Source organism: Chitinophagaceae bacterium (assembly GCA_016713085.1).
Lineage (GTDB): Bacteria > Bacteroidota > Bacteroidia > Chitinophagales > Chitinophagaceae > Lacibacter.
In genome coordinates this window covers 121685-138867 of record JADJPV010000006.1, presented here as the reverse complement: position 1 = coordinate 138867, position 17183 = coordinate 121685, and the positions used below count along the sequence as shown (strand labels likewise).

Below are 17183 nucleotides of genomic sequence, written 5' to 3'. Positions count from 1 at the left end.
TTTTTATAATTCGTGTGCAATATAATTTTTAACGGCATCTTTCATACGAAATGTCTGCTTTCAACGTAATTTTAAGAAAGAATAATCAACGAAATATGAAGACGATCAAAGCTTTTGGATGTTTGCTTCTGTTGCTTGCCTCTGCTGTAACCGTAAAAGCACAGCGTATTTATTATTCAGAACCCGATCGGGACGATATCCGGCAGCTGAATTTTGAAATACTGGGTAAGTACAACAATAATTATCTCGTTTATAAAAACAACCGCAGCCGTCACGTTATTGCAGTGTATGATGCTGAAATGAAGCAAAAAGATAAAGTTGAACTCGATTTTATTCCCGACCGTGCAATTAATGTTGATCTTTTTTCCACTCCTGAGCACTCCATGGTAATTTATCAGTACCAGAAAAAAAGTATTGTGTACTGCATGGGCGTAAAGATTGATGGAAACGGAAAAAAAATTGGAGAGCCACTTCAACTCGATACTACTCAACTGAGTATTTTCAGTGATAATAAAATTTACAGCACCATCATCAGCGATGATAAGCAGAAGCTGATGATCTTTAAAATGAAAAATAAAGAGCGTGATAATTTCAGTATTCAGACTCTTCTGTTAAGTAATAACCTGATACCGATACGTAAATCAGGATTTAATTATACACTGGAGAATACAAAAGAATCCATAGCAGATTTTTATCTTGATAATGAAGGAAACTTTCTGTTCAGTCATGTAGTAAGGCCGGGACAGCGGGAATACATTCAGCATGCAAAACTCGTAGTATTGCCTGTGTATGCAGACAGCATCAAAGTTTTCGATCTTACACTGGACAAAGTATTCCTGGATGAATTAAGGATCAAAGTAGATAATCTTAACGGACGATATGTGTTAACTTCCCTTTACTCTAAATCAAAAAGAGGAAATATTGACGGACTATTTACAGCAATTGTGAACAAAAGCATGACAGGTACTGATATTGAAAAGACAGTTGAATTTAATGATGATTTCCGTGCATTGGCGAAAGGAGATAATTCAACAAAAATGGCGTTCAATGATTATTTTCTCAAGCACCTTATTGTTAAAAAAGATGGTGGTATTTTGATTACAGGCGAATGCACTTACGGAAACAGCAGAGGCTCTACTTATAACCGCTGGGATAATCCGTGGATGTGGGGTAATACATATGGCCCCGGCAGTTATTATGGCTGGAACTCATGGAACAACTGGGGAATGAGAGGAATGGGTATGTATGGATGGGGTTCGCCCTATAACTGGAATAACAATCAGCAGACACGCTACTATACTGATAACGTAATGATTTTATCGCTGGATAAAGATGGCAACCTGCAGTGGGATAACATTATTGCCAAATCACAGTTTGATGATAACACAGATAATATGCTCAGTTACCAGATCATGAACAGCGGCAGCGAATTATTATTCCTGTACAATGAGTGGAACAAACGTACACCAATGCTGAATGCTCAATCTCTTGAATCAGGGGGAAGAGTGAATAAACAGCCACCATTAAAAAGCCTTGACAAAGGGTTTGAGTTCCTGATCCGTTTTGGAAAACAGGTAAGTGCAAGGGAAATGATAGTACCCTGTCTGTACAGAAATGATTTCAGTTTTGCACGGATTGAATTTTAAATCACATTGTTGGGTAATTTATTTGGTTAAATGAATTTCTTTCGGAATGTTTGTGCCCGAAATCAATTATAACTGTGATTCGTTTTTTTTCAGGTAACAATCCGCTTAATGTAATTATTCTGTTCTTTATAGGCATCCTCATTAAGTTGCCTAATTTCATTACGCCTGTTATTCCGGTGCCTGCTTCAACTGATAGTTTTCTTTATATTGAATTGCTGAAAGCATTGAAGGTTACAGGAGCAGCCTTTCCTGTTCTGTATCCCATACTTGCATTCATACTTCTGTTTACACAGGCAATAACGTTCAATGGATTGATCAATGATCAGAAACTGTTCCCATCATCCAATTACTTACTGGCTTTATCATACCTGCTTATAACCAGTATTGTTCCTGAATGGAATGTGCTTTCGCCGGTTTTAATTATCAACACTATTTTAGTATGGACATGGCCAAGAATGGTAGGATTGTACAATCACCCAAAACCAAAAACCGTTTTATTTAATATCGGATTTGGCTTTGGAATTACGTCTTTCTTCTATTTTCCTTCTGCTTATCTGTTACTGTTATTGATTGTAGCCCTCGTTTTATTTCGCCCATTCCGCTTAACTGAATGGTTGGTGGCAGTATTAGGTATTCTTACTCCATTCTACTTTTTGCTTGTTTACTTTTTTGTATGGGATCATTGGGAAATGATTGCACGGGTTGTTCCCAAACAGATTCTTCGACTGCCAGCAGTAACCTTTGACTGGAAATTCTGGGTTGAATTCGGCCTTATTACGTTCCCCTTAACCATTGGATTAATAATGAGCGCCCGGTACTCTGCCAGGATGCTTGTACAAATCCGAACCAGCTGGAATTTTATGGTGTTCTATCTCATCATTGCCCTGTTTATTCCATTTATCAACAGTTTTGCAGGTCTTACACACTGGGTGCTTGCGGTTGTACCCATGAGCTTATTCTTTGCTGCTTTTTATTTTTATCCCAAAAAGAAGACCTTTCCTGAGCTTATTTTCTGGCTGAGCCTTCTCTGGATCGTAGCAAATTATGCCGTCCTGAATAGCTAATCGGCATCAATCCTTACATTTGCACTTTCCCTTTTTACTATGAAATTTGGAATCGTTGTTTTCCCCGGCAGTAATTGCGACAGAGACATGCAGGATGCCCTGCAAAATGATTTGAACCAGGATGTAACCATGCTCTGGCATAAGGATAAGGATCTGAGCATGTTTTTAACTGAAGATTGCATCGTTTTGCCCGGCGGTTTTTCTTATGGCGATTATCTCCGTTGCGGTGCCATTGCCCGTTTTAGCCCCATGATGGAAAGTGTAATTGAATTTGCCAATAAAGGTGGCAGAGTGCTGGGAGTTTGTAACGGGTTCCAGATTTTGTGCGAAAGTCATCTTCTTCCGGGAGCTTTACTGCGGAATGCCAACCAGAAATTCATCTGTAAAAATATTTATATGAATGGTCCGGGCGGAACTGCCCTGAAAATTCCAATTGCCCATGGCGAGGGAAGATATTTTGCGGATGAGAAAACATTGGATGCATTAGAGACTAATGGCCAGGTGCTTTACCGCTATTGCGATGAAAATGGAAACGAAACAGCCGAGGCAAACCCCAACGGTGCTATCCGGAATATTGCAGGTATCTGTAATGCAGCCGGAAATGTTTTTGGCATGATGCCACATCCGGAAAGGGCAACAGCTTCTATTTTAGGCAATACCGATGGCCGTAAAATTCTCAATACATTGCTGATTAATGCAGCCGTAACAATCTGATCTTCCCGCAGATTCGTAAATGAATTGGTAAAGTTTTCCTTTGTGACCAAACTGACATTTTTGTAAGGAATTTGGAGGCAACTTTGCAGTAGAGTTCAAATAAATCAAACGAATGAAACAACTTTTAGCATCAGTTACATTTCTTCTTGTTTCTCTACTTTCTTTTGCGCAAAGCGGTACGAAGGTAAAATGGGATTATTCTGTAAAAAAGATCAGCGATAAAAAGTATGAAGTGCGGATGATTGCAACCATTCAGCCGGGATGGCATTTATACAGCCAGACACAAAGTGCTGATGCAATTGCCCTGCCTACGAAAATATCTTTCGCTAAGAATCCATTAATTACAGTAAGCGGTTCAGCAAAAGAAGTTGGTAAGGTAACAGATGCATTTGATAAAGCCACTCAATCCCGGTCACGTTTCTACTCAAATAAAGTAGAGTTTGTGCAGATTGTTACGTTAAAAAATAATATTAAAACATCCATTGTGGGTGATGTGGAATTTATGGTGTGCGACGACCGCCAATGTTTGCCTCCTGATAAAACAAAATTCTCCGTTAAGTTAGAAGGATAAGAAGTTAAATCCCGTCATTCAAAAGACGGGATTTTTTAAAATCAATTTGGAATGAGATTATTTTTACTGTCTGCATTATTATTTATAGGTGGGTTAGGTGTTTCTGTTTCATCTGTTGCGCAGGATTCATCGCTTGTTCAATGGAAGGTAAGCAGCAATAAAGTCAGCAGCAATACATACGAACTGCAGTTCAGCGGAAAAATAAAAAAAGGAAAATTTTTATACCTCTTCAGTAAGGATGCAGAAGGACTTGATTCAATTACAGTCAATTTTACTGATAGCGCCATTGTAAAGGATGGCTCCATACAGGTTAAGATGGGCAGCAAGTCTTTTACCGATCCAACTTTTGAAAACAAATCGGTTGTAATTGCTGATGATGAAGTAAAACTTGTTCAGCAAATACAAATTAATGGAACTGTTCCTGCAAAGTTGAAAGGAACAATTGTGTTTGCAACAGGAGCTAAAGAAGAATTTCTTCCGGCGCAGGAAGCAGCATTTGATGTGGAAATGGAAGGAGGCGTGGCACAAACTGCAAGAATCAAAATCGATTCAATTGATATTAATAATCCTGTAAATAATTGTGGTGACGAGGGTACAGAGGGTAAAAGCTTGTGGGGTATTTTTCTGTTAGGTTTGGTTGGCGGTTTTATTGCATTACTTACTCCCTGTGTGTTTCCGTTGATTCCGTTAACGGTTTCTTTCTTTACAAAGCGTAGTTGAAGCAGGGGTAAGGGAATTCGTAATGCAACACTGTATGGCTTTTTTATTTTCCTGATTTATATATTGCTGAGTCTGCCGTTTCATTTGTTAGATCAAACTGATCCTGAGATACTCAACAATATTTCAACCAATGTATGGTTGAACATTGCATTCTTTGTCATCTTCGTTGTATTTGCCATTTCCTTCTTTGGATATTTTGAAATTACATTGCCGGGTGGTATTGCCAACCGTGCTGATTCAAAAGCAAGTGTTGGAAGTTTCCTGGGAATCTTTTTCATGGCTTTGACGCTGGCCATTGTTTCCTTCTCCTGTACGGGTCCGATACTTGGCTCATTACTCGCAGGTGCATTAACCAAAGATGGCGGTGCCATGCAGCTAAGCTTTGGTATGGGTGGATTTGGTTTGGGATTGGCATTGCCTTTTGCTTTGTTTGCGATGTTCCCCAACTGGCTGCAGTCATTGCCAAAGAGTGGAGGATGGTTGAATACAGTAAAAGTTGTTCTTGGATTCCTGGAACTGGCAATGGCGGTGAAATTTATCAGCAATGCCGATCTCGTAAAACAATGGCATCTCTTACCAAGAGAAATCTTCTTAGGTATCTGGGTGCTGATTGGTATTTTACTGGTGATGTATCTGCTGGGCTTCATTCGTTTTCCGCATGATGATAAGAAAGTAAAAATTGGTCGCATCCGCTGGACCTTTATTGCTTTATTCGCAGCATTTACAATTTATCTTGCTCCGGGTGTAACGAATACAAAATGGGCCAACCTGAAATTGATCAGTGGCTTTCCACCACCGCTTTGTTACAGTGTCTATAAACATCCTGTTAACTGCGAAACTTCCTTAGAGCCATTAAGAGACTATGAAGAAGCATTGGCTTTGGCTAAAAAAGAAAACAAACCTTTACTGATCGACTTTACTGGCTGGGCCTGTGTCAATTGCCGACGTATGGAGGAGAATGTATGGACCAATCCTGAAGTGCTTGATCTCATGAAGAATAAGTTTGTTGTTGTTTCATTGTATGTAGATGAACGGAAAGTATTGCCAGCAGCTCAGCAGCAAACTTTCAAAACAAAAACAGGAGTTGAAAAGCAAATTATAACTGTAGGCGATAAGTGGGCAACATTTCAAAGCGAAAACTTCAATGCAGTTGCACAGCCTCAATATGCAATCATAGGGTTAGATGAAAAAGCATTGACAAAAACGAAGGGATATACTCCAACTGCAGCTGAGTTTAAATTATGGCTGGAATGCGGATTGGAAACCTTTGCCAAAAAAGCTCAATAAAGAATCAACTCTCAACTGGTGCGACGCAACAAATGCTGCGATGAAAATCAATTGCCGGTAACATCAAATTTCTTCTTCGTGTGAATTTGGGGCTGATATTTCTACAAAAAATCCCCCCGCAGGTAAAGGCGGAGGGTGTTGGGTTTTGTCAGGTTCTCTTATAGGAATGATTTTACAGAGCGATTTGTTTTTCCATCATCATTTTACGCATATTAATGAGTCCGTAGCGCATACGTCCCAAAGCAGTATTAATGCTGCAATTGGTAAGCGTAGCAATTTCTTTAAAACTCAAATCGGCGTAATGACGAAGAACGATCACTTCACGCTGCTCTTCAGGCAGCAAGTCCAGCATTCGGCGAATGCGGTCGTAACTCTGGTTTTTCATCATCTTTTCCTCAGCATTTTCATTGCTGAAATTCAGTACTTCAAAAATATCGTGGTTGTCACTTGTTTTAATAGTGGGTGTACGTTTTACCCGGCGGAAATGATCCACACATAAATTGTGAGCAATACGCATTGCCCAGGGTAAAAACTTTCCTTCCTCTGTGTAACGGTTGTTACGGAAGGTATCAATTACCTTGATAAACATATCCTGGAACAGATCTTCTGCCAGGTATTTGTCTTTAACAAGGAGGAAGATGGAAGTATAGAGCTTGTCTTTATGACGCAACACTAATGTTTCCATAGCTTCAGCAGTTCCATCTTTAAACAGATGAATGAGTTGTTGATCGGTAAATTGTTGATACTGGCGCATACACTTCTACAGTTGATGGTTTTTCAAAAATGGATTCAGCAAAAAATGTTCGAAATTACTGTGTAGAAGTTGATGCTATAGGCTGAAGTAAATTTAGATTTCTGTTGTTTGGATAATGAATTTCAGAATAAAAATAACAGAAATATTTCAAACCTCAAACATTCTGAATAATTTAACGTATTACCCCTTAAATCGCTAATGGTAATTTCCGAAGGCTGAGTAAGGGTTGTTGAACATTTATGCCGTTGGCACGCAGAATCCCACAACCCCGAATGTGAGCAATCTGTTTATCAATTACATTTGTTTTTCTATGGCTACAGCAGTTAAAAATCAGCAGATCGATCTTTCAGCAGCAATAAAAAAGGACGACATCTTCATTAAAGGAGCAAGGGTTCATAACCTCAGGGATGTTTCTGTTCGTATACCACGAAACAAGCTGATTGTTGTAACGGGTGTTTCCGGCAGCGGTAAATCATCTCTTACGATTGATACATTATATGCTGAAGGTCAGCGGCGTTATGCTGAAAGTTTAAGTGCTTATGCAAGGCAGTTCTTAAACAGGATGAATAAACCTGATGTGGATTATATCAAAGGGTTATGCCCGGCTATTGCCATTGAACAAAAAGTAATTACCAGGACTCCACGCAGCACAGTTGGAAGTATGACGGAGATCTATGATTACATGCGTTTACTGTTTGCAAGAGTAGGTAAAACAATTTCGCCGGTAAGCGGACGGGAAGTGAAAAAAGATGATGTGGCTGATGTGGTGAAAGCAATTCAGCAATGCAAAGAAGGCGAAAAAATTTTATTATTAGTTAAGTTCCCCTTCCATGCTAAACGCAATGTAAAAGAAGAACTGAATATTTTACTGCAGAAAGGTTTTACAAGAGTTTATACGAAGCTGGAAATTGCAAATGAAAAACCAAAAGCGGCCAAAGGAAAATTGAAAGTGAATGAACCGGGTGAATTATTACATATCGAAGATTTATTAGAATTAAGCGATAAAGAATTAAGTTCAAAACTCACAGCTAAGGACCCGCAGCTTAAAACATATGTTCTGATTGACCGTTTGGTGGTAAAGCAATTTGATGAAGATGATCTGCACCGCATCAGCGATAGTACAGGTACCGCTTTTTATGAAGGTGAGGGTGAAGTATTTGTTGAAGTAGATGAAAGTAAACTGATTCATTTCTCCAATCGGTTTGAATTGGACGGAATTAAGTTTGAAGAACCTGTTCCCAATTTATTCTCCTTTAACAATCCTTATGGTGCATGCCCCGTTTGTGAAGGCTTCAGCCAGATACTGGGTATTGATGAAGACCTCGTAATTCCTGATAAAAGTTTAAGTGTATATGAAGGTGCTGTTGCTCCATGGAAAGGAGAGAAGCTGGGTTTGTGGCGTGATCATTTTGTAAAAGCTGCAGGTAAAGCAAATTTTCCTGTACACAAAGCAATCATTGATTTAACTGCTGAGCAGTACGATCAGCTCTGGAAAGGTGTTGGAGCAGCATCGGGAATTGATGATTTTTTTAAAGAAGTAGAACAGAATTTATATAAAGTACAGTATCGTGTTTTATTAAGCCGTTACCGTGGAAGAACAAGTTGCACCGAATGTCGTGGTTACCGCTTACGCAAGGAAGCACTGTATATTAAAGTTGCAGATAAACATATTGGTGAGCTTTGTGAAATGCCGGTAAAAGAATTAAAAGTTTGGTTTGATGAGTTAAAGCTGAGTGCTTATCAGCTGGAAGTGGGTAAACGTATTTTACTTGAGATCAATAACCGCATTCAAACATTGCTGCATGTTGGCTTGGGATATTTAACACTGAACCGTTTGGCCAATACATTAAGTGGCGGTGAAAGCCAGCGTATACAGCTTACACGTTCATTGGGAAGTAATCTCACCGATTCATTATATATTTTAGATGAACCTTCTATTGGATTGCATCCGAGAGATACTGCAAATTTGATAACAGTATTAAAAGAATTACGTAATCTCGGAAATACAGTTGTGGTAGTGGAACATGATGAAATGATGATGCGTGAAGCAGATCATATTATTGATATGGGTCCATTCGCCAGTCATTTGGGAGGTGAGGTTGTGGCTGAAGGAAATTATGATGCCATCATCAGCAATAAAAAAAGTTTAACAGGTAAATATTTGAGCGGTGTTTTAACCATTGAAGATTTTGGCAAGCCACGCAAATGGAACCGCAGTATAAAAGTGGAAGGTGCAAGACAGCATAATTTAAAAAACATTACGGTTGAATTTCCATTGAATGTATTGTGTGTGGTAAGCGGTGTTAGCGGCAGTGGTAAAACAACATTGGTGAGAAATATTTTATATCCTGCGTTGAATAAACTGAAAGGTGAATTCGGCGACAGGGCAGGGATGCACAAACAACTCAGCGGCGATATTGAATCGATTGGGCAGATAGAAATGGTTGATCAGAATCCGATTGGAAAGAGCAGCCGGAGTAATCCTGTTACATACATCAAAGCCTATGATGAAATCAGGGATGTGTTTTCGCAGCAACCATTGAGTAAGATCAGGGGCTTTATGCCAAAGCATTTTTCGTTTAATGTTGATGGAGGCAGATGTGATGCATGTAAAGGTGAAGGCGAACAGGTAGTGGAAATGCAGTTTCTTGCTGATGTGCATTTAACCTGCGAAGTATGCGGTGGTAAACGGTTTAAAGAAGAAGTGCTGGATGTAAAGTATAATGACAAAAGTATTTATGATATTCTGGAGATGAGTGTAGATGAAGCACTTGATTTTTTTCGGTTTGAGAAGGACCTGGTGAAAAAATTATCTCCGCTTGCTGATGTTGGTTTGGGTTATATTAAACTTGGCCAGAGCAGTGATACTTTAAGTGGTGGCGAAGCACAGCGTGTTAAACTGGCTTCTTTTCTCGGTAGGGGAAACGGACAGGGAAATATCCTGTTCATCTTTGATGAACCAACTACCGGGCTGCATTTTAATGATATCAACAAATTGCTCAAGAGCTTTCATGCGTTGATTGAAAAAGGACATTCTGTATTGGTGATTGAGCACAATACAGATGTAATTAAACGGGCTGATTGGGTAATAGATCTTGGTCCCGAAGCAGGTGATGGTGGCGGTACACTTGTATTTGCAGGTACTCCTGCCGGGTTGGCGAAATGTGCAGCCAGCAGAACAAGTAAATATTTATAAAGAGGAAATAAGTGTAAAATAAAAAGGGAGCTTTTCAGCTCCCTTTTCTTATAACCTGAAATCAGATTTGATACACTTTTTAAAAAGCCAATCAGTTTTTCTGAATTTTAATTACTTCAAGTAGTTCAGCACCCTGGTTAATTTTCAACAGGTATACAGTTTGCCTTTACCACCGAATGTTACAACTGCAATTGGTGAGTATTCAAATTTACCATCAATATCCACCATTTTCAGGCGATAGTAAACCTTAGTGCTGTAATTGGCAATATCATCTGCAGTATATTTCTGTGCAGAATTTGAATTTCCTTTTGCTGCAACAATAGAAATTGTTTTCCAGCTGCTTCCATTGTTACTTTGTTCAACTTCAAAATGTGAAGTGTTTACTTCCAGTACTGTGCTCCAGTTTAATGAAACTTTACCAGCACCTTTTTGTGCACTGAAAGAACCGAGTTGAAGAGGAAGGGTCGCCTGACCATTTAAAATAAAACCAGTGCTTGTTCCGAAAGTATTTGTGAAGTTAGAAGTTCCTGTTGATGCTGCAAGTGTACCACCAGCACTTGAAAATGTGAAATTAGTTCCAAATGCACTGCCCGTGCCTCTTGCTTTTGCAACTGAAATATATGCGTCGTTATCTGTACAGTCATATAATCCCTGATATGAAAGATTAGAAACAGTTCCGCTTGTATGAGTTGGGGGAGTTACTCCGGAGTTAGCAATAGGATTTGTCGCCTGGTATAACCTGCCTGCATTAACAACATAGCTATTATCTGCAATAGCTGTGTTTGCTGCCCAAATTGCAGCATCTCTTAAGCTTCTGAAAAATATATCTGCATCATCAACTAAAGTAACTCTGCCTGTGTATAATGTGCCGCCAATATTATTTGAGCGTAGTATCATTTGGGATACAGGAGAACATGAATTAAAATTGAAATCAACATCATCTAAAATCAATTCACCATTTAAATTGGTTGTAGAACCCGGTCTTCTTCCACCAGATATCATTACAACAAAATTGGTAGTTGTAGTTGTAGTACTGGTAATGGTTAATTGAAGTCCAACTACTTTTAGAAAAGAACCGGGAGTTAAAGATGCCGGAGCAGTGTTTGAAATGACACCTGCCACTTCTTCTCTCCAGTTACTTGCAGTAAAGAAGGTGTTTCCAATTGTCTGGGTGGCATTGCCATTACCACGAAAATAATAAGTTGACTGAGAAAAGCTGAATGCAAAAGAAAGCAATGCTGTGAAAAGTGTAAAAATCTTTTTCATTTTGAAAATGTTTAATGTTTTGAAATAAATAAATAAGATGTTGGACTTGGGTACGGTTTTCAAAACAAAAAGGATAAGAGAGATAGTCGTGGAAATTTTCGAGAGGAGGATGGATTCAGTCAGAGGTAAGTGTTTAACAAAACATAATTCCGTATTTACACTTAAGAGCAAATATATAGTTATCCTTTAGTAATGCAAATTTTTTTATGTCATTTATAGTTCAGCATGCTGCCTGATTTAAGGATATTATAAACTGATAAAGTGAAAAATAGTTCATTGATAATGAATATCTTGGAAACAAATATGATGGCGAAAACGAACTGATTTTTAGCTGAACCAGGTTGTTTTGTTAGCTTGTTCCTGCGTATTTTTACTGATTTTAAGTGAAAAGCTTGGTTGTTTCATAAGTGTACTATACATTTGTCCTAAGTATTTATACCTATCTCATTATCCCCTGAAATCCGTACGCAATAACACATTTTTTTAAGAAACAAGTAATTGCAGGTTAACTAACCTCTTTTAGAATAGTATTTCCAATTCCCTCTGATGTGCCTCCTCCAATTTTTCTATGAATCCAATTGATTCATAAAAAAAACCTCGAAAACAATGAAAAAATCTTTACTCTCTGTTTTAACTATGCTGATGCTGGTTACAGTATCTTTTGCTCAAACAAACACATGGGATGGTTCATCCAGTAACAACTGGAATACTGGAGCTAACTGGTCATTAGGTATTGTACCTACTAATGCGCATGATGTTGTCATTAATATTAATGCAGCTATCCAGGTTGATGCAAGCGCAACTATCAATAGCTTAACAATCAGCGGATCAGCAATTGTTTCTTTTACTTCTAACGGTGCGTCAAGAACAATAACTATTGACAACACAGCAAGTTCAATTGGAAGTGGCAGTACTTTAACAATTCAGGGGTCAGCTGGAATGGGAACGAGATCAATGGGGATTGCTTTTACAGGAGCTGCTCGAACTATGTCTATTGCAGGTACCTTAATACTGGAAGATGCTACTGGTGATGGAGCAATTTATAATGCAACAAATAGCTTAACAACCGTTTCTGGCAGTTTAATTAAACAAGATGCGACCATTGGTACAATAACTTCAACTGCAGCCAATTTGAATTTCTTATCTGGCGGCACTTATAACCATGCAATAGATGGAGGGACTATACCAACTGCAACATGGAATGCAGCATCTACTTGTAATATTACTGGAATTACAACCAATGCACCAGGCGGTTTAACACAGGCATTTGGAAACTTTACATGGAACTCAATTTCTCAAACTGGCGATGAAAGCTTTGCAGGAGCATTAACCACTGTTAACGGCAACTTTACTGTCAGCAGCACAGGTACTGGAAGTATTCGTTTGGTAAACGGTCCCGGTGGAGCAGCTTTAGTAACAAATGTTGCAGGCAATTTTGTTCAATCCGCTGGAGAATTTTATGTAATGGGTACAAGTGCATCTACTGGTTCATCAACTTTGGATGTAAACGGTAATGTCACTATTACAACCGGTACTTTTTTTATGAGTGGAAACAGTCTTATTGGTACATTGAATGTAGCAGGTAACTTTTCACATGCATCTGGTACGATTACAGAATCAAGCACAGGAAGTGGATTAACTGTATTTGATGGAGCAGCAGCACAGACACTTACTGGTGGTGGTACTGTAAGTAATACTATCAATTACAGGATCAATAATACAAGTGCTACAGGTGTTACACTTGCAACAGCTTATACAATCGCTAACACACTCACATTTACTGATGGATATCTTTATACAGCTACAGGTACTCTTTTAACAATTTCTGCTGGTGCTACTACACCCGGAGCTTCAAACGCTTCTTTTGTACAGGGTCCAATCAGAAAAAATGGAAATACTGCTTATACCTTCCCTGTTGGTAATTCAGGAATCTATGCAGCTCTTTCTATTTCAGCACCTGCTTTAGCTGGTGATGGCTTTACTGCAGAATATTTCCGTGGTCTTCCTCCCGATCATGCTAACCGTATTTCAGCTTTAACTCAACTTAGTACAGTTGACTACTGGAGGCTCGATCGTCCTGCAGGAACTTCGGATGTTAATGTTACTCTTAACTGGACTCCAACAAGCTATGATGCTTCCTTATTACCTTACGGTGCAAACTCAACTGTTGCATTACATTCTACTGCAGCAAGTAAATGGAACTCTCAAACCAGAAGCGCTTTTACAGGAGGCCCAACAGCGGGGACTGTAACCTGGAATGCTGTTTCAAATTACGATGACTTTTTTTGCTATTGGTGTTTCAACAATTGGAGCTACAGGTTTGCCGGTAACATTTTCGAATGTTAACGCTAAAGAAACCAATGGCAGCGTATTGGTAAACTGGAGCAACTTAACTGAAAGCGATGTTAATTTCTATGAAGTAGAACGCAGCACCGACGGCAGAAACTTTACTGCAATTGGAAAAGTTCAGCCAAAAGGAAATGACTATGGTAAATGGGATTACAGCTTTACTGATGCTAACCCTGCCCGTACGAACTACTATCGTGTAAAAGCGGTTGAGTTTGGTAACAGCACAAGAAGCAGTGTAATTCTTAAAGTAAGCAGTGAAAGAACAGCAAATGCATTCGTGGTTTACCCTAACCCTGTACAGAATAAAGTGGTTACATTGCAGGCAAACAATATTGCTGCGGGTGCATATTCTGTAACAATTGTTAATTCAAACGGACAGCAGGTATTTGCTAAAACAATGAATTTCCAGGCTGGTTCTGTAAGTCAGAGCATTGAATTGCCTTCCAGTGTTAAACCCGGCATGTATATGCTGAGGATTGAAAATGCAGGAACAAAGTCAGTAACAAGCCTATTCGTACAGTAAAACTTACATCCTTATAAAATAAAAGCGGGTTCATTTAATGAACCCGCTTTTTTATGCAGTCACCTCAAGTATTCCTGTGAATGAATGAAAAAGAGCAATTATGAACTGATTGTGGAATTTGGGCATTGGCTCTCTCATTTTTTATCAAAAAACACATTATCACTGATTGTCATATAGGTATAAACGGAAGGAGTAAAGCAGATTTTCATTTATTTTTCAAAAACTAAGTGTTTCCCCATATCTTTGTCTACGTACTACTAATCGATACCTTTTGAAACCAAACCCAATGAGAACCGAAAACTCTTTTTCGATCACCAGTAATGGTGTAACGCCTTTGGGCTGTTTCCCCTCATTTTACAGCAACAACTCATCTTTTTTTCAAGCGATTAAGATAAATCGTATTCTGCCACTTGCCTGTATTGGGTTTATTTTACTTCTTATTTCTCTTTTTCCTTACATAGTGTTTGGGCAGTCAACCGGAGATTACAGAACCAATGCAGTGAGTTTAAACTGGAATGCTGCTTCTAACTGGCAAAGATGGAATGGGTCAACATGGGTTACAAATCCATCACAGGGTTATCCGGGACAAAATACAGGTACAGGCACAGTTACTATTCTGAATGGGCATTCAGTTGCATTGAATGTATCACCGGCACAAAATATCGGATCCCTCATAATCGGCGGCGGAACTTCGGGTTCATTAACCATTGGAAATAATAATACTAACCGGAGTTTAAGAGTTACCGGTAATGTAACTGTAAGCAACAATGGTACTCTGATTTCGGCCGGCAATGGCGGAAATACTTTGAATATTGCAGGAAACCTTATCAATAATGGAACATTTGATCTGCGGATTGGAGCAGCAACAACCGATGTTACGTTTAACGGATCATCGAACCAAACAGTAAGCGGAACCGGTTCAACAACTGATTTCAATGACATTACTATCAATAATACCGGAGCCGCAGCTAATAATATTATTGAACTGATGCCTTCAAACTTAACGGCTGCAGCAGGATTTCTTACACTTACAAGGGGTATCATTAAGATGTCCGGCACTTATACTTTTTCAAATACATTCTTTTCAACAGCCGGGCCAACTATTAATTCTGATGAAGGGATCTGGTTGAATAATCCGAATGTTACTGTAACCGGACAAAACGGAGATACTCAATTATCAGGTCTCTTAAGAATTTCAGCCGGTACTTATAATGTGGGTGTATCTGCAGATTGGTGGCTTAATTACAATTCAGGAGCAATAATTACAATAGATGGTGGCGCATTAAATGTAACTGGTGCATTGTTTGGCAGCAGCACTTCATCAACGGTTACCTACAGCCAATCTAATGGAACAGTAACTGTTTGCACAGTTGAAAATACTTACAGTGTTCCTTCATTCGGGTTACAGGCTGCTGGCTCAAATTTTACTATGAGCGGAGGCTCGATTATTGTTCAATATGCAGCAACCAGCTTTGATGATTATATCAATAATGCAACCACTTCTTCCGTAACCGGCGGAACTGTTCAGTTTGGAAATGCATCAACTCCTGCCAGTTCATTTTTTTATATGAGCAGTACACCTGCCTTTTATAATCTGCAGGTTAATTCAGTCAATAACCCATCGCTGCTTTTATTTACGGCAACCACTTATTTGAACGATCTTACCATTGGAGGTGTATTAGATGCTGCCACCAACAATGTAAATATTACAATCAACCGTAACTGGATCAATAACGGCAGCTTTTTACCGGGTACTGCAACGGTAACCTTTAACAGTACAACACAGGCTCAATCTATTGGGGGGTCGGCAAATACAAGCTTTTATAATTTAACCAACAGCAATACAAATGCTGCGGGGCTTTCCTTAAGCCGTGATGTTACAGTCAGTAATACACTTTCTCTTTCCTCTTCTTCTAATGGAAAGATTTCTATTGGAGCAAATAATCTTACGATAGGATCGGGAGGAAGTATTACCGGAGCAAATGCAAGCCGGTATATTGTTACTGCGCCAACATCAGTAACGAATGGCCGTCTTCGTCAAAACAACTTAGCAGCATCTGCAAGAGTATTTCCAATCGGCACTGCTTCAAACTATTTACCTGCAACGGTAACTCCATCCAGTTCCGGGTCTGACTTTTCTATTTCTGTATTCAGAGGCACAACAATCAATGGCGATCCAGCCGGGACTGCTTTTGGCAGCAGAGCACACCAGGCTGATGCAATTTGGCAAATCGACAGAGCCAGTGGCAGTTCCAATGCTCATATAAGGCTCGATTGGGCAACAAACAGCATTGAAGGCGCTACTTTTACCAGTCTTGCAAATTCAGCAATCGGAGTCTGGAGATATACAGGATCGAACTGGTTGCTGATTCCTTCGCCAACAGTTCTCTCAATTGATAACTCGGCCAATTATGCAGCAACAGCATCAACAGCTATGAGTTCATTTGGTACAGCAGGAACAGGTTATCCTTATTTGGTTGGAAACGTTTCGGTTTTACCATCTGCATTAAAATCTTTTTCAGCAAGTAAAGCAAACAGTGGAAACCAATTAACCTGGGAAGTGGAGAATGCAGATCAGTTTCAATTTTTTGACCTGCAAGAAAGTACAAATGGAATTGACTTTACCTATAAATCATCTGTTGCACCGGGTTCAGCCTCACGCTATTCATATCTTGATGCAGGATCGTTTACTGCAACTAAATACTATCGTTTGAAATTAACTGACAGGCAGAGAAATGTCAGCTACAGTCATGTTGTTTCAATTGGTGGAAAGAAAGATACAAAGATTGTATTGCTGCAAAACCCAGTTCAGCATCAATTGAATTTCCGTCATCCGGAAGCGGTGAATGCACAGTATTCTATTGTGGATTTATCGGGAAGAATTATGATGCAGGGAGTTGTGAGCAAGCATGCAGTTATTTCATCAATCAATACCACCACACTTAACAATGGAGCTTATGTACTCAGGTTTACTGAAGGCAGAGATAATTATTCACAAACATTCATTAAGCAATAATTCAGTGACAAAATTTCCAATAAAGCAAACCTTTTTACTTACCGTCTTACCGGCAGATATCCAAGAAATAATCTTTT

10 protein-coding genes and 1 pseudogene are annotated in these 17183 nt (G+C 39.1%); 9 read left to right on the top strand and 2 right to left on the bottom strand.

From position 1 onward, the window contains the following. The first annotated feature begins 95 nt into the window (after positions 1-95). The 5 genes and pseudogenes from IPK31_21390 (at position 96) to IPK31_21370 (ending at position 6002) form a co-directional block, all read left to right on the top strand. On the top strand, positions 96-1646 hold the full coding sequence (locus IPK31_21390; protein ID MBK8090244.1) for a sulfur globule family protein: 1551 nt from the start codon (positions 96-98) through the stop codon (positions 1644-1646). 74 nt (positions 1647-1720) lie between these two features. Then, entirely contained in the window at positions 1721-2710 is a 990-nt protein-coding gene (locus IPK31_21385) for a hypothetical protein (GenBank protein ID MBK8090243.1), read from the top strand. Positions 2711-2749: 39 nt separating this feature from the next. After that, positions 2750-3424 (top strand): phosphoribosylformylglycinamidine synthase subunit PurQ, encoded by a 675-nt coding sequence (gene purQ / locus IPK31_21380; protein ID MBK8090242.1) that lies wholly within the window; start codon positions 2750-2752, stop codon positions 3422-3424. 112 nt (positions 3425-3536) lie between these two features. Beyond that, positions 3537-3995, top strand: a complete 459-nt coding sequence (locus IPK31_21375) for a hypothetical protein (GenBank protein MBK8090241.1) — start codon at positions 3537-3539, stop codon at positions 3993-3995. Between the two features lie 51 nt (positions 3996-4046). After that, positions 4047-6002: pseudogene (locus IPK31_21370) on the top strand (thioredoxin family protein). A gap of 172 nt (positions 6003-6174) precedes the next feature. On the opposite strand, the gene IPK31_21365 reads toward IPK31_21370, so the two are convergent. After that, the gene (locus IPK31_21365) at positions 6175-6756 is read right to left on the bottom strand and encodes a sigma-70 family RNA polymerase sigma factor (GenBank protein ID MBK8090240.1); all 582 of its coding nucleotides are present in this window, start codon (positions 6754-6756) and stop codon (positions 6175-6177) included. 310 nt (positions 6757-7066) lie between these two features. Between IPK31_21365 and uvrA the strand changes: the two genes are divergently transcribed. Then, complete coding sequence (gene uvrA, locus IPK31_21360) at positions 7067-9952, top strand: excinuclease ABC subunit UvrA (GenBank protein ID MBK8090239.1); 2886 nt, start codon at positions 7067-7069, stop codon at positions 9950-9952. A gap of 144 nt (positions 9953-10096) precedes the next feature. On the opposite strand, the gene IPK31_21355 is transcribed toward uvrA, so the two are convergent. Then, positions 10097-11218, bottom strand: a complete 1122-nt coding sequence (locus IPK31_21355) for a hypothetical protein (GenBank protein MBK8090238.1) — start codon at positions 11216-11218, stop codon at positions 10097-10099. Between the two features lie 606 nt (positions 11219-11824). Between IPK31_21355 and IPK31_21350 the strand changes: the two genes are divergently transcribed. The 3 genes from IPK31_21350 to IPK31_21340 all read left to right on the top strand — a co-directional run bounded on the left by IPK31_21350 (position 11825) and on the right by IPK31_21340 (position 17106). Beyond that, positions 11825-13564 (top strand): hypothetical protein, encoded by a 1740-nt coding sequence (locus IPK31_21350; GenBank protein MBK8090237.1) that lies wholly within the window; start codon positions 11825-11827, stop codon positions 13562-13564. Beyond that, entirely contained in the window at positions 13494-14090 is a 597-nt protein-coding gene (locus tag IPK31_21345; protein MBK8090236.1) for a T9SS type A sorting domain-containing protein, read from the top strand. Before IPK31_21350 ends, IPK31_21345 begins: the two co-directional genes overlap by 71 nt. 286 nt (positions 14091-14376) lie before the next feature. Then, positions 14377-17106, top strand: a complete 2730-nt coding sequence (locus tag IPK31_21340) for a T9SS type A sorting domain-containing protein (protein MBK8090235.1) — start codon at positions 14377-14379, stop codon at positions 17104-17106. The last annotated feature ends 77 nt before the right edge of the window (positions 17107-17183 follow it).